The sequence below is a fragment of the Variovorax boronicumulans genome (genome assembly GCF_029892485.1).
Taxonomy (GTDB): Bacteria; Pseudomonadota; Gammaproteobacteria; order Burkholderiales; family Burkholderiaceae_C; genus Variovorax; species Variovorax boronicumulans_B.
The window spans coordinates 923,646-937,803 of sequence record NZ_JARXVG010000001.1; the positions used below are offsets into that span (position 1 = coordinate 923,646).

Genomic DNA, 14,158 nt, shown 5'->3' on the forward strand with positions numbered 1-14,158 from the left:
ATCGGCACATATTGGACGCTGACCATCGATATGCCCCAGGAGCCCTGCCATGCGAACGTTGACCCCGACGGGCGAACGCGAATCGACCGCCCATGACCACGGCAGGGACCGGCTGAAGGCGCCCCTCGCGATCGAGCGGGAGCAGTGCGAATCGATGCGGCGCGTGACCGGGGCGACCGGCGCCTCGGCGCACGAACTCAAGCTGCTGATGCAGCGGCTGGTCGACATCGACCGCTCGGGCAAGAGCGCGGGCATCGTCGCGCAGGGCAACATCGCAGCGGACAGGATCGAGGCCGAGGTCCAACTGCCCGACCTGGGCGACGGCAGCATCGCCGAGCAGCAGGCCGAGGCCTGCCAGCGCATCGATTTCAGCCTGCTCGAGCCCCTGAACCCGGCGCACGACAAGAAGTGGTACGCGCGCTGGAAGTTCTGGAGCTTCATCCTCGGCGCGGCCGGGCCGGTGGCCTCGCTCACGCTGCAGGGCCTGGCGCTGCGCCCGAGCGAACCCGAAGACGCGCACGCCGACCTCGTGGCCAAGGCGCGCAAGGTGCTGGAGAGCTGGCGCCGCACCTCCGATCCGCTCTTCTGGTCGGCCGTCGAGGACTATGTGCGGCAGCAGGCCTTCTCGCTCGAAACGCAGGCCTACCTCATGCACTGCATCGCGGCCGTGTTCAGCGGCGACACGATGAAGCTGTCGAACGAACAGAGCGAGCAGCTCGCCGGCCTTGTCACCCAGACCTACCTCGATGCGCTCGGCACCGCGGCCACCATGCCTTCGTCGGACATCTACCGGTGCCTGGCCGAAGGCCTGGAGGCGACCGACCGCGAGACGGGCCTGCGCCGCATGCTGGGCCGCAGCGATGCGGCGCAGATCGCGATGACCACGCTGGTCAACGCCATCGGCCACGGCGGCTCACACTGAGCGCCGCAGGGCGCGCACGGCGCTGTCGACCGTCGTGAGCACCGGCAGACCGCTGGCCTGCTCGCACGCGGCACGGGCGCGCGCCATGCTGAACTGCGCGAGGGCGATGCGCGTGCAGCCGCGATCGCGCAGCGCCGCAGCCTGCGAGGCAATCAATGCGTCGTGCCGCTGCGTGTCTCCTGCATTCAGCGCATCGAGCGCGCCCTCGGCCAGCGCCAGTTCCAGCGCGGTGCCGACCGGAAACTCGGGCGGCATCGAAGCCAGCGTGGGCGCGAACGTCGCGACCAACCCCAGCCGCCCTTCCCCCTGCATCGCCTCGGCAATCATGGCCTCGTTGGGCTTGAGCACCGGAATGCCCGCATGCCGCCGCGCCACCGCCTCGATGCACGGCCCAAAGGCCGAGCAGGTAAAGAGGATGCCTTCGGCGCCGGTATCGACCGCGTACTGCGCGAGGCGCTGAAAGCGCTCGTGCATCGCGGCATCCAGTCCGCGCCCATTGCGTGCGAGATCGGCCGAAAGGCTGTCGTCGAGCAGGTTCATGCGCACCGCCTCGGGCCAGTCGCGCGCGAAGGCTTCGTTGATGGGTGCGACCGAATGCGAGAGCGCGTGGATGAGGGCGATGCGTGTCATGAATTCAGGCGGTCAGATGCCCTTGGAAGACGGATTGGCGAAGGCCTCCTTCGTCTCGGCATTGAGCGGGTAGTTGATGTTGATGCCCTTCGGCGGAATCGGCGACATGAACCAGGTGGCATAGAGCTTTTCCATCTCGCCCGACTTCATCATGCCCGACACCACGCGGTCCACCAGCGCCTTGAAGGCCGGATCGTCCTTGCGGAACATCAGCGACTGGTTCTCGGTGCGCAGGCTCTCGCCGGTGATGATGAAGTCCTTCGGATTGCGCGCATTCGCGATTTGCCCGGCCAGCAGGATGTCGTCGAGCACGAAGGCCTGCGCGCGGCCGCTCTCCACCAGCAGGAACGAATCGCTGTGGTCCTTGCCCGCGAGGTTGGTCACCTCCAGGCTGCGGCCGCGGTCGGCCTCGCGCAGCAGGCGGAACGAGGTGGTGCCGCTGGTGGTCGCCACCGTCTTGCCCTGCAGGTCGGCAATGGCCTTGATGCCCGAATCGGCCTTCACCAGCATGCGCACGTTGTAGCGAAAGATGTCGGGCGAGAACGCCACCTGCTTCTGGCGATCGACCAGGTTGGTGGTGGAGCCGCACTCGATGTCCACCGTGCCGTTCTGCACCAGCGGAATGCGGTTGGCCGAGGTCACGGCCTGGTACTTGATCTCGACGGCCGGCAGCTTCAGCTCGGTCTTCACCGCCTCGACGATGCGCTTGCAGATCTCGATGCTGTAGCCCACGGGCTTCAGGTTGTTGTCGAGGTACGAGAAGCCGAACGACGACTCTCGATAGCCGAAGGTGATGGCGCCGCTCGCCTTGATCTTGGCGAGCGTGTCGTTCTCCTGTGCATGGGCGGCGGCGAAGGGCAGCAGGGTGCAGGCCACCGCGAGGGCGGCAGCACCGAAGGAAATCGGCAGACGTGGCTTGGGCATGGAGGCGCTCCTCGGGACGGCGGGTTGAAGAAAACGGCGAAGGGAAGCGGGGTCGCTGTCAGCGCGCGGCGGCACGCGTCACCGCATCGATGGAAGCCGCGAGACAGGCGGCGATTTCGTGCAGGTCCTCGCGCGTGGCGATGAAGGGCGGTGCGAGCAGCACGTGGTCGCCCTGGCGTCCGTCGACGGTGCCGCCGAAGGGATAGCACAGCAGGCCGCGCGACATCGCGTCCTTCTTGATGAGCGCATGGACCTTGAGCGACGGATCGAACGGCGCCTTGCTCGCGCGGTCGGCGACCAGCTCGATGCCCCAGAAAAAGCCGCGGCCGCGGATGTCGCCCACATGCGGGTGATGGCCCAGCGCGTCAGCCAGCATCGCGCCGAAGGCCACGCCGTCTTCGCGCACCTTGGCGACGAGGCCGTCGCGCCGGATCACCTGCTGCGCCGCGAGCGCAGCCGCGCAGGCCATCGGATGGCCGAGGTAGGTGTGGCCGTGCTGGAAGAAGCCGCTGCCCTTGGACATGGCCTCGACGATCTTTTGCTGCGCCAGCACCGCGCCAATGGGCTGGTAACCGCCGCCCAGGCCCTTGGCGATGGTGATCAGGTCGGGCACGACGCCCTCCTGCTCGCAGGCATGCAGCGAGCCGGTGCGGCCCATGCCGCACATCACTTCGTCGAGGATCAGCAGCACGCCGTACCTGTCGCACACGGCGCGCACCGCCTTGAAGTAGCCAAGCACGGGCGTGAGCACGCCGGCCGTGGCGCCGCCCACCGTTTCGGCGACGAAGGCGATCACGCGATCGGCGCCCTGCGCGACGATGGCGGCTTCGAGTTCGGCCGCGAGGCGCAGGCCGTATTGCTCGGCGCTCTCGTCGGCATGCTGCTCGCGGTACGGATAGCACGGTGCCACATGCGTGGCCGGCACGAGGATCGGCGCGAACGGCTCGCGGCGCCATGCATTGCCGCCCACCGCGAGCGCGCCCAGCGTGTTGCCGTGGTAGCTCTGGCGGCGCGCGATGAAGTGCGTGCGCTGCGGCTGGCCGATCTCCACGAAATACTGGCGCGCCATCTTGAGCGCCGACTCCACCGCCTCGGAACCGCCGCTCACCAGGTACACGTGGCTCATGCCCTCGGGCGCGGAGCCGATCAGCTCGTCGGCCAGCTGCTCGGCCACTTCGCTGGTGAAGAAGCTGGTGTGGGCATAGGCCAGCTTGTCGAGCTGCGCATGCATGGCGGCCAGCACCTCGGGGTGCGCGTGGCCCAGCGACGAGACGGCTGCGCCGCCCGAAGCATCGAGGTACTCGCGCCCTTCGGCGTCGCGGATGAACATACCCTTGGAGCCAGCTGCAACGGGCGGGGTCTGGCGAAGGTGGCGGTGAAAGACGTGCGTCATGGCGGCGAATCCCGGAACAGTCGTTGGAACTAACGTTTCCGCCGGATTATTGTTTGGAACATTTGTTCCGTCAACTGTTTCATTGTTCCGCGTCCGGTACATTCGTTCCAACAGCAGCCAGAAGAGAGACACCGCCATGGGCGCCAGAGACCAGATCCGCCAGCGCTTCAACGAGCTGAGCCCCGCCCTGCAGCAGGTGGCGCGCTACGTGCTCGACCACCCCAACGAAGTGATCACCGCCTCGATGCGCAACGTCGGCACGCGCGCGCAGAGCACGCCCGCCACGCTGGTGCGCTTCGCACAGAACCTCGGGTATGCGGGCTGGCCGCAGCTCAAGGAGGCCTTCGCAGGCGACATGGGCCTGGGCACCGAGACCTACGGCGGGCGCGCCAAGCAGCTGGTCGGCCGCTCACAGGACCGCGGGCTCACGGGCGAGATGTTCGAGGTGCAGCGCCGCAACCTCGAAGCCACGCACCAGCAGAGCGAGCAGGCGCTGCAGAAGGCCTGCGCGCTCATCGAGAAGGCGCCGGCCGTGCATGCGGCAGGGTTCCGCGCCTGCTTCCCGATCGCGTTCTCGTTCGTCTACGTGTACCGGCTCTTCCGCGCGAGCGTGCATCTGGTCGACGGCCAGGGCGGCTCGCTGGAGATGCAGCAGCGCGCCTTCGCCAAGGGCGATGCGCTGGTGGTGGCGAGCTTCGCACCCTACTCGCGCGAAGCGCTGCAGGTGACCGAGGCGGCCAGGGCGGCCGGCTGCCGCATCGTCGCGATCACCGACAGCGTGACCTCGCCGCTGTCGCTGCTGGCCGATGAAACATTGCTCTTCACGATCAACAGCCCGTCGTTCTTTCCGTCGGTCGCAGCGGGTGTGGCGGTGACCGAGGCGCTGGTCGAACTGCTCGCCAGCCGCGCGGGCAAGCCGGGCATCAAGCGCATCGACCAGGCGGAGGCGCAGCTGTTCGAATCGGGTGCGTACCTGTCGCCTCCGGTCGCACGCGGGTAGGTGGCTGTCCGGGCACGGCAGGGACGGAACCCTGCCCGAAGGCGGGTGTCCAACCGCTGTCGCGGCGTCTTGTCGCGACAGGAGGTAATGACCATGAAGCAAGTGAAGCATTGGCAAGACCCCGTCAACGCCGTCGCCGGCGCCTGGCTGATCGTCTCGCCCTGGGTCCTGGGCTTTCAGGGCATCTCGCCCGCCATGTGGACCATGGTGGCCACCGGCATCGTGCTGGGCGCCGTTGCACTGGGCGCGACCTTCGTGCCGAAGCAGTGGGAAGAGTGGACCGAGGTCGCCCTGGCGGTGTGGCTTGCCGCATCGCCGTGGCTGGTCGGTTTCGCCGCGATGGAAACGGCGATGGTCAACGCGGTGCTCGTGGCTGCGCTGATCCTGGTGCTCGCCCTCTGGGTGCTGGTGACCGACAAGGACTACCTTGGCGGAATGACGGACCGTCCGGCGCACTGAACGAGCGCGCCGTGAAACAAGGCCCGCCGCGCACGCGGTGAGGCCGACTGGATGGGCAGCACGATGCCCATCCGCGAAACCGCCCTCCTCGTCTTTTTATTGCGCGCGAGGGGCGGCGGGTTGCTGTTGTGCCGTGGCCGCGGTGCCGTCCGGATTGTTCATCCAGTCGGCCTGCCAGCCACCGCCCATCGCCTGGATGAGCGCGATCGCCGAAGCCTGGCGGTTGACCTGCAGCTGCACCAGCGCGCGCCGCGCGCTGAGGGCAGCCGCTTGCGCCGTCACCACCTCGGTGTAGCTCACCTGCGCCGCGCGGTAGCGGTTGAGCAGTTGCTGCTCGGTCTTGTCGGCCGCGAGCGTGGCCTCGCGGCGCAGGCCTTCCTGCTGCGCGAGCGTGGCGCCCGTCGTCAGCTGGTCTTCCACCGCCTGGAATGCGGCAAGCACCGTCTGGCGGTAGCGCGCCACCGAGGCCTCGTGGCCGGCCTTGGCGGCATCGACGCTGGCACCGATGGCGCCCGCATCGAACACCACCTGCGCCACCGAGAAGCCGAGCGACCAGAGCGTGTTGGCCGAGCTGAAGAGGTCCTTCACGCGGCTCGCGTTGCTGCTGCCGACCGATGCGGTGAGCGGGATGTTCGGAAAGTACGCGGCGCGCGCGATGCCGATCTGCGCATTGGCGGCCGCCACCGAGCGCTCGGCCGCGGCGATATCGGGGCGCCGCTGCAGCAGCGTCGAGGGCACGCCGGTCGGCACGCCAGGCACCGTGGGGGTCCATTTCGCGGCCGGCAGGGTGAAGTCCGCCGGGGCCACGCCCACCAGCATCGCGATGGCGTGTTCCAGCGTGGCGCGCGTGCGCGAGAGGCCCACGCGGTCGGCCTTGGCATTGACCAGTTGCGTCTGCGCCTGCAGCACATCGGTCTGCGCGGCGATGCCTGCCGCGTAGCGGTTGCTCGTGATCTCGAATGCGCGCTGGTAGCCCGCGATGGTTTCGTCGAGCAGCACGATCTCGGCATCGGCCTCGCGCAGCAAGAAGTAGTTGGTCGCGAGGTCGCCGATGGCCGAGAGCCGCGCCGCCGCGAGGTCGGCTTCGCTGGCCTCTGCATTGGCCTGCGCGCTGCTCACCGCTTCGCGCAGGCGCCCCCAGACGTCGGGTGTCCAGCTCGCGTTCAGCGAGGCGGAGAAGCTGTTCGACGGGCTGGCCGTGTCGGCATTGCTGTTCACATTACCGCTGCGCCGGCCGCTGCCGCTGAACGACACCGAGGGAAACAGCGCCGCGCGTTCGCCGCGCACCAGCGCCTGGGCCTGCGTGTAGTTGGCCACGGCGGCGGCGATGTTCTGGTTGGACACCTGCACGCGGCCGGCCAGTTCGTCGAGCGTGGGATCGGCGAAGAGCTTCCACCATTCGCCGCGGTCCAGTGCATCGGCCGGCGCGGCGGGCAGCCAGCCTTCGGCGGTCTTCTGTTCTTTCCACGCGGTGGACGCCGCGGAGGTCGGCACCTGGTAGGCCGGGCCGACCGCGCAGCCGGTGAGCAGCGCAGCAAGCGCGAGCGACGTGAGCGCGAAGCGACTCGCGCGAAGGGGAAAAAGCAATGCGTTCATGGTGTGGTTCTCAAGCAGGCGTGACGCGGCTCAGTTCGTGTTCGTTCTTGCCACGGCGGCGCAGCTTGTCGAGCAGTAGATAGACCACCGGCGTCGTTAGCAAGGTGAGCAACTGGCTGGCGATGAGCCCGCCGATGATGGCCACGCCCAGCGGCCGGCGCAACTCCGCGCCCTCGCCGAAACCGATGGCCAGCGGCAGCGCGCCCAGCGCGGCCGCCAGCGTGGTCATCAGGATGGGCCGGAAGCGCAGCAGGCAGGCCTCGCGCACCGCTTCGAGCGGCGTGAGCCCGCGCGAGCGCTCGGCCTCCAGCGCGAAGTCGATGATCAGGATGGCGTTCTTCTTCACGATGCCGATCAGGAGGAACACGCCGATCAGCGCAATGATCGAGAACTCCATGCGGAACATCAAGAGCGCCAGCACCGCGCCCACGCCGGCCGACGGCAGCGTCGAGAGCACGGTGATCGGGTGCACCAGGCTTTCGTAGAGGATGCCCAGCACGATGTAGATCACGATCAGCGCCGCCAGGATCAGCAGGAACTGCTGGCCCTGCGACTGCTGCGCGCTGGCCGCCGTGCCGGCGAAGGCGCCGCGCACGTTGGTGGGCATCGCGATGTTGGCCTCGGCCTTGGCAATGGCCTCGCGCGCATCGCCCAGGTTCGCGCCCTCGGCGAGGTTGAACGAGATCGTGGTCGCGAGCTCGCCGTCGTCGTGGCTCACCGAGGTCGCGACCGATTGCTCCTCGAACTTCGCCACCGACGACAGCGGCACCAGCGTGGTGGGCGTGTTGCTCAACACATTGCCGGTCGATGCACCGCGCAGGCCCGCATTGGCCGAGACCGGCACCGTGGTGCTCGCGGTCGTGGCCGTCGAAGCCGCGCCGCCGGTGGTCGAGGTGGTGGTCGCCGTCGCCGCCACCTGCGTGGTCACCGTCTGCCCGCCGATCACCGAGGTGCGGGTGGCCGGCACGTACACATCGCTCAGCGAATTGGGGCTGCGCGTGTAGCGCGGCGCCCATTCCATCACCACGTGGTACTGGTTGAGCTCGGTGTAGATGGTCGCCACCTGCCGCTGGCCGAAGGCGTTGTAGAGCGCGTTGTCGATGGCGGTGGAGGTGAGGCCCAGCCGTCGCGCACTGTCGGGGTCCACCTTGGCCACCGTTTCCACGCCGTTCTGGTCCTGGTCGGTGTCCACGTCGGTGAGCAGCGGCTGCAGCTTCAACTCGTCGGACAGCTTCGTGGCCCAGTTGCGCAGGTCGGTCAGGTTGTCGCTCTTGAGCGTGTACTGGTAGGTGGAATTGCTCGAGCGCCCGCCCGAGCGCACGTCCTGCACGGTGCCCAGGAACACGCGCAGGCCGGTCACCTCGTTGAGCTGCGGGCGCAGCCGCGCGATGACGGCCAGGCCGCTCTCGGTGCGCTGGTTGGCCGGCTTCAGGTTGACGAACATGAAGCCGCCGCCCGCGCGCCCCGCGCCGGTGAAGCCCACCACGGTGTCGACGGCAGGATCCTTGCGGATGATGTCGACCACCTGGCGCAGCTTGGCCGCCAGCGCCTGCGACGAGATGCTCTGGTCGGCGCGCAGGCCCCCGTTGAGCTGGCCGCTGTCCTGCTGCGGGAAGAAGCCCTTGGGCGCGGCGCTGAAGAGGTAGACGTTCAGCCCCACCACCGCCACCAGGATGAGCATGACCAGCGCCTTGCTGTCGAGCGCCCAATCGAGGCTGGTCTCGTAGCGCTTGAGTACCCAGTCGTAGCTGCGCGCAGCCATGCTACCGAGGCGCCCTTGCGGCTTGTTCTTGTCGTGCTCGCCGCCGGGCTTGAGCAGCCACGCGCACATCATCGGCGTGGTGGTCAGCGAGATGACCAGCGAGATCATCACCGCCGCCGACAGCGTGATCGCGAACTCGCGAAACAGCCGCCCCGTTTGCCCGCCCATGAAGAGCAGCGGAATGAACACCGCCACCAGCGACACGCTGATCGACAGCACGGTGAAGCCCACTTCCTTGGCGCCCAGCAGCGCCGCCTTCATGCGCGACATGCCCGACTCGATGTGCCGGCTGGTGTTCTCCAGCACCACGATGGCGTCGTCCACCACGAAGCCGGTCGCCACCGTGAGCGCCATCAGGCTCAGGTTGTTGAGGCTGAAGCCCAGCAGGTACATCACCCCGAAGGTGCCCAGCAGCGCCACCACCGTGGCCACGGCCGGCACGATGGTCGCGCGCACGCTGCGCAGGAACAGGCTGACCACCAGCACCACCAGCAGCACCGAGATGAGCAGCGTGAACTCGACCTCGCGCAGCGAACCGCGGATGGAGTTGGTGCTGTCCGAGGCGACCTGCAGCGTCACGTCGGGCGGCAGCTGCGCCTGCAACTCGGGCAGCAGCGCGCGCACGCTGTCCACGGTCTCGATGATGTTGGCCGAGGGCTGCCGCGTGATGAGGATGATGATCGCCGGCTCGCCGTTGAAGAGGCCGAGCGTGCGCGTGTCTTCCACGCCGTCGACCACCTCGGCCACGTCCTGCAGCCGCACCGCCGCGCCGTTGCGCCACGCGACCACCATCGAGGCGTAGTCGCTCGCGCGCAGGGCCGGCGTCTGCGTGTAGATCTGGAGCTTGCGGCCGTCGCCCTGCACCATGCCCTTGGGGCGGTTGGCGTTGGAGGCCTGGATGGCGGCGCGCACGTCCTCGGTGCTGATGCCGTAGCGGTTGAGCGCGAACGGGAGCAGTTCGATGCGCACCGCGGGGAGCGAGCCGCCGCCGATTTCCACGTCGCCTACGCCGTCTACTTGCGAGAGGCGCTGGCTCACGATGTTCGAGACGGCGTCGTAGATCTGGCCTGGAGTCTTGGTCTTCGAGGTGAGGGCCAGGATGATGACTGGCGATGCTGCCGGGTTGGCCTTGCGGTAGGTCGGGTTGCTTCTTAGCGTGGCTGGCAGGTCGACGCGGCTGGCGTTGATGGCGGCCTGCACTTCTCTTGCGGCGCCGTCGATGTTGCGGCTCAGGTCGAACTGGAGGGTTACTCGGGAGGAGCCCACCGAGCTGGTGGACGTCATTTCGTTGACGCCGGCGATGGTGCCCAGATGGCGTTCGAGTGGCGTGGCGACACTCGTTGCCATCGTTTCGGGGCTTGCTCCGGGGATCGAGGCTCTTACTGAGATGACTGGGTAGTCGACCTGCGGCAGTGGCGAGACCGGGAGGACGAAGAACGCGGCTATGCCTGCTAATGCGATGCCTATCGTTAGCAGGACTGTGCCTATGGGTCTTCTGACGAAAGGTAGCGACAGGTTCATCGCTGCTTCCCCTGCGAGGGGCGGAGGCCGGGTCTCGCCCCGGCGGGCGACTTACTTTCTTTTGCTTCGCCAAAAGAACGTAAGCAAAGAAAAGGCGACCCTGCTGTCTGCGTCCCTACGCTTCGCTTCGGGCAACCTGCGGTGCTCACGTTTCGCGGGGTCTCGCCCAAACTCGCTTCGCTCAAACAAGGGCGAGCCCTTATCCGCGAAACGCTCCGCTCCTCGGCGCATACAGAAGGGCTTTGGGGACCAGCGGGCCATCGCTGCGCTCGGCGCCTGGACACCTCACGAGCCTTTGCTTCGCTCGGCTTGGATTGGCTCCCTCCCCGGGGTGGGGGCACGCGGCGCTCGTTGAGGCGCTGTCGTGTAGCGAGGGCCGTCGTGCCCCCATCCCAGCCTTCCCCCGGGAGGGGTAGGAGCAACGCATCAGGCCCGGTGTCGCCTGTCTTGTCTTTCTCCCTCCCCTTCCGGGGGAGGGTCGGGATGGGGGCACGGTGGCCGAGCGAAGCAATGGCCCGAATGCAAGCCGAGCGAAGCAATGGCCCGGGTTGTCTCCACCCCCTTCTGGCTGCGCCGAGGAGCGCAGCGTTTCGCGGATAAGGGCTCGCAGCTGTTTGAGCGAAGCGAGTTCTGCGAGACCCCGCGAAACGCGAGCACCGCAGGTTGCCCGTAGCGCAGCGGAGGGACGCAGCCAGCAGGGTCGCCTTTCTTTTGCCTACTTTTCTTTGGCGAAGCAAAGAAAAGTAGGTCGCCTGCCGGGGCGAGACCCGGCCTCGAAAAGCAAACAAAGAACAGGAAGCAAACCAGATCAAGCCGCCTCCTCCTCAATCGCCGCCCGACGCGAGCTGCCTCCCCCAAGCCGATCAAACGCCAGATAAATAACAGGCGTGGTGAACAAAGTCAGCAACTGGCTAACGATCAGCCCGCCAAAGATCGCAAGCCCAAGAGGCCGCCGCAACTCAGCCCCCTCACCAAAGCTAAGCATCAACGGCACAGCAGCAAAGAGCGCCGCCAAAGTCGTCATCAAGATAGGCCGAAACCGCAGCAATGCAGCCTGGTGAATCGCCTCCCGAGCCGACTTCCCTTCCGTCCTCTCCGCATCGATCGCAAAGTCGATCATCATGATCGCGTTCTTCTTCACGATCCCGATCAGCAGAATGATCCCGATGATCCCGATCACCCCCAGGTCGTTGCCAGTGATCATCAACGCCAGCAGAGCTCCGACACCAGCGGATGGCAGCGTGGACAGGATCGTCAGCGGATGCACATAGCTCTCGTACAGCACCCCCAGCACGATGTACACGCAGATGACGGCCGCCAGAATCAGCCACAGCTGGTTCGACAGCGACCGCTCGTAAGCCCCCGAAGCCCCGAGGAAGGTCATCGTCACGCTCCCCGGCAATCCGATTTCCTTGGCCGCGGCCCTGATCGCATCGACCGACTGCCCCAGCGACACACCGGGCGCCGTGTCGAAGTTCAGCGTGCTCGCCGGGTACTGCGCCACGTGCGTGATCTGCAGCGGCGCCTGCTGCTCCGAGATGTCGGCAATCGCCGCCAGCGGCGTGGCGGTGCCCGAGCCGGCGATCAGGTTCAGCTGGCCGAGCGTCTGCGGCGTGTTCACCATGCCGGGTCGCGCTTCCAGAATCACGCGGTACTGGTTGGTCTCGGTGAAGATGGTCGAGACGATGCGCTGGCCGAAGGCGCTGTAGAGCGCATCGTCCACCGTGCTCGCGGTGATCGAGAGGCGCGCCGCGGTGTCGCGGTTCACGTTGACGAACGCGGCCAGGCCCTGCGCGCCGGCGTCGCTGCTCACGTTGCGCACCTTCTCCGATTCCTGCAGCTTCGCCACCAGCTTCTTCATCCACTCGGTGATGAGCGCGCTGTTCACGCCTTCGAGCGACACGCGGTATTCGGTCGGGCCGGTCTCGGCGTCGATGGTCAGGTCCTGCGTGGGCTGCAGGTACAGCGTGACGCCGGCCACCTGGCGCACGCGCTCGCGCAACCGGTCCATCACTTCCTGCTGGCTGTCGTGGCTGCCCTTCAGGTTGATGAGCATGCTGCCGGTGTGCAGCATGGTGTTGTTGGCGGCGTCCACGCCGACGAAAGAGCTCAGGTTCTCCACATCGGGGTCGTCGAGGATCGCGCGCGCCGCCTGCTGCTGCAGCTGCGCCATGCGGTCGAACGAGACATCCTGCGCCGCCTGGATGCGGCCCTGCAACTGGCCGGTGTCCTGCGTGGGAAACAGGCCCTTGGGGATCGTGAGGTACAGCACCACCGTGAGCACCATGGTGAGCAGCGCGACCAGCAGCGTGAGCGGCTGGTGGTCGATCACCCAGTGCAGCGAGCGGTCGTAGCGCACCATCACGCCGTCGAAGAAGCGCTGCGCGCGTGCGCCGAAGCCCGTGCCGCCGGGCTCCTTCTTCGGTTCGTGCCTGAGCCAGCGCGCCGACATCATCGGCACCAGCGTGAGCGACACCACGGCCGAGATCAGGATGGTGATGGCCAGCGTCACCGCGAACTCGCGGAACAGGCGCCCCACCACGTCGCCCATGAAGAGCAGCGGAATCAGCACCGCGATGAGCGACACCGTCAGAGAAATGATGGTGAAGCCGATCTGCGTCGCGCCCTTGAAGGCGGCCTGCAGGGGCTTTTCGCCCTCCTCGATGTAGCGGGCGATGTTCTCGATCATCACGATCGCGTCGTCCACCACGAAGCCGGTGGCGATGGTCAGCGCCATCAGGCTCAGGTTGTTGAGGCTGTAGCCCAGCAGGTACATGAGCCCCAGCGTGCCGATCAACGAGATGGGCACCGCGATGCTCGCGATGATGGTCGCGCGCAGGCTGCCGAGGAACGCGAAGATCACCAGCACCACCAGCACCACGGCCAGCACCAGTTCCATCTCCACGTGCTGCACCGAGGCCCGGATGCCGGCGGTGCGGTCGCTGAGCACCTCGATCTTCAGGCCCGCCGGAAAGCCCGACTGCAACTCGGGCAGTTGGGCCTTGATGGCGTTGACGGTGGCGATGACGTTCGCGCCGGGCTGGCGCTGCACGTTCAGGATGATCGCCGGCGTGAGCTTGCCTTCGCCGCCCTCGGCGGTCTTGGTGCCGGCCCAGGCGCCCAGCTGGGTGTTCTCTGCGCTGTTGACCACCTGCGCCACATCGACCATGCGGATCGGCGCGCCGTTCTTGTAGCTGACGATGAGGTTCTTGTAGTCCTCGACCGAGAGCAGTTGGTCGTTGGAATTGATGGTGTAGGCGCGCTTGGGACCGTCGAAGCTGCCCTTGGCGCCGTTCGAATTGGCCGCGCTGATCGCGGTGCGCAGCGTGTCGAGCCCGATGCCGTTGGCCGCGAGCGCCTGCGTGTTGGCCTGGATGCGCACAGCCGGGCGCTGCCCGCCGCTGAGCGACACCAGCCCCACGCCCGAGACCTGGCTGATCTTTTGCGCCAGCCGCGTGTTGACGAGGTTCTGCACCTCGGTGAGCGGCAGCGTGTCCGACGTGATGGCGAGCGTGAGCACCGGCGCATCGGCCGGGTTGACCTTGGCGTACACCGGCGGCGCGGGCAAGTCCGCCGGCAGCAGCGAGCCGCCGGCGTTGATGGCGGCCTGCACTTCCTGCTCGGCGACGTCCAGCGTCTGGCCGAGCGAGAACTGCAGCGTGACGATGGATACGCCCGCGGCGCTGGTCGAGCTCATGCGGTCCAGGCCCGACATCTGGCCGAACTGGCGCTCCAGCGGCGCGGTGACGGTGTTGCTCATCACCTCGGGGCTGGCCCCGGGGTAAAGCGTCTGCACCTGGATGGTCGGATAGTCGACCTGCGGCAGCGCCGACAGCGGCAGGAAGCGGAAGCCGACCATGCCGGCCAGCACGATGGCGACCATCAGCAGCGAGGTCGCCACCGGGCGAAGAATGAAGGGGCGTGAGGGGCTCATCGTGCGCGTGGGTGCGG

General features: G+C 67.4%; 9 protein-coding genes. 3 read left to right on the top strand and 6 right to left on the bottom strand.

Annotated elements, in window-relative coordinates; all coding sequences use genetic code 11:
* Positions 1-49: 49 nt before the first annotated feature.
* Positions 50-922 carry a hypothetical protein gene (locus M2282_RS04350; RefSeq protein ID WP_280807536.1) on the top strand — a complete coding sequence of 291 codons (873 nt, stop codon included), beginning with the start codon at positions 50-52 and terminating at the stop codon, positions 920-922.
* Here M2282_RS04350 and M2282_RS04355 read toward each other — a convergent pair.
* Genes M2282_RS04355 through M2282_RS04365 form a run of 3 tightly spaced genes read right to left on the bottom strand, consistent with a single transcriptional unit; the run spans position 914 to position 3,869 of the window.
* Complete coding sequence (locus M2282_RS04355) at positions 914-1,552, bottom strand: aspartate/glutamate racemase family protein (RefSeq protein WP_280807537.1); 639 nt, start codon at positions 1,550-1,552, stop codon at positions 914-916. The two genes, M2282_RS04350 and M2282_RS04355, sit on opposite strands and share 9 nt — an antisense overlap.
* Before the next feature lie 12 nt (positions 1,553-1,564).
* Entirely contained in the window at positions 1,565-2,476 is a 912-nt protein-coding gene (locus tag M2282_RS04360; RefSeq protein ID WP_280807538.1) for a transporter substrate-binding domain-containing protein, read from the bottom strand.
* Between the two features lie 58 nt (positions 2,477-2,534).
* A complete protein-coding gene (locus M2282_RS04365; protein ID WP_280807539.1) occupies positions 2,535-3,869 on the bottom strand; it encodes an aspartate aminotransferase family protein in 1,335 nt (444 codons plus the stop codon).
* 136 nt (positions 3,870-4,005) lie between these two features.
* Between M2282_RS04365 and M2282_RS04370 the strand changes: the two genes are divergently transcribed.
* Positions 4,006-4,869, top strand: coding sequence for a MurR/RpiR family transcriptional regulator (locus tag M2282_RS04370; protein WP_280807540.1), 864 nt, complete (start codon positions 4,006-4,008; stop codon positions 4,867-4,869).
* A gap of 93 nt (positions 4,870-4,962) precedes the next feature.
* Positions 4,963-5,328, top strand: a complete 366-nt coding sequence (locus tag M2282_RS04375; RefSeq protein ID WP_280807541.1) for an SPW repeat protein — start codon at positions 4,963-4,965, stop codon at positions 5,326-5,328.
* Between the two features lie 96 nt (positions 5,329-5,424).
* On the opposite strand, the gene M2282_RS04380 is transcribed toward M2282_RS04375, so the two are convergent.
* From M2282_RS04380 to M2282_RS04390, 3 genes are all read right to left on the bottom strand, one after another.
* A complete protein-coding gene (locus tag M2282_RS04380; protein ID WP_280807542.1) occupies positions 5,425-6,924 on the bottom strand; it encodes an efflux transporter outer membrane subunit in 1,500 nt (499 codons plus the stop codon).
* A gap of 10 nt (positions 6,925-6,934) precedes the next feature.
* Entirely contained in the window at positions 6,935-10,207 is a 3,273-nt protein-coding gene (locus M2282_RS04385) for an efflux RND transporter permease subunit (protein ID WP_280807543.1), read from the bottom strand.
* 808 nt (positions 10,208-11,015) lie between these two features.
* The gene (locus M2282_RS04390) at positions 11,016-14,141 is read right to left on the bottom strand and encodes an efflux RND transporter permease subunit (protein WP_280807544.1); all 3,126 of its coding nucleotides are present in this window, start codon (positions 14,139-14,141) and stop codon (positions 11,016-11,018) included.
* Between the last annotated feature and the right edge of the window lie 17 nt (positions 14,142-14,158).

Coding starts and splice junctions, on each gene's coding strand:
- M2282_RS04350 (WP_280807536.1), top strand. CDS start 50: ATGCGAACGTTGACCCCGACGGGCGAACGCGAATCGACCGCCCATGAC.
- M2282_RS04355 (WP_280807537.1), bottom strand. CDS start 1,552: ATGACACGCATCGCCCTCATCCACGCGCTCTCGCATTCGGTCGCACCC.
- M2282_RS04360 (WP_280807538.1), bottom strand. CDS start 2,476: ATGCCCAAGCCACGTCTGCCGATTTCCTTCGGTGCTGCCGCCCTCGCG.
- M2282_RS04365 (WP_280807539.1), bottom strand. CDS start 3,869: ATGACGCACGTCTTTCACCGCCACCTTCGCCAGACCCCGCCCGTTGCA.
- M2282_RS04370 (WP_280807540.1), top strand. CDS start 4,006: ATGGGCGCCAGAGACCAGATCCGCCAGCGCTTCAACGAGCTGAGCCCC.
- M2282_RS04375 (WP_280807541.1), top strand. CDS start 4,963: ATGAAGCAAGTGAAGCATTGGCAAGACCCCGTCAACGCCGTCGCCGGC.
- M2282_RS04380 (WP_280807542.1), bottom strand. CDS start 6,924: ATGAACGCATTGCTTTTTCCCCTTCGCGCGAGTCGCTTCGCGCTCACG.
- M2282_RS04385 (WP_280807543.1), bottom strand. CDS start 10,207: ATGAACCTGTCGCTACCTTTCGTCAGAAGACCCATAGGCACAGTCCTG.
- M2282_RS04390 (WP_280807544.1), bottom strand. CDS start 14,141: ATGAGCCCCTCACGCCCCTTCATTCTTCGCCCGGTGGCGACCTCGCTG.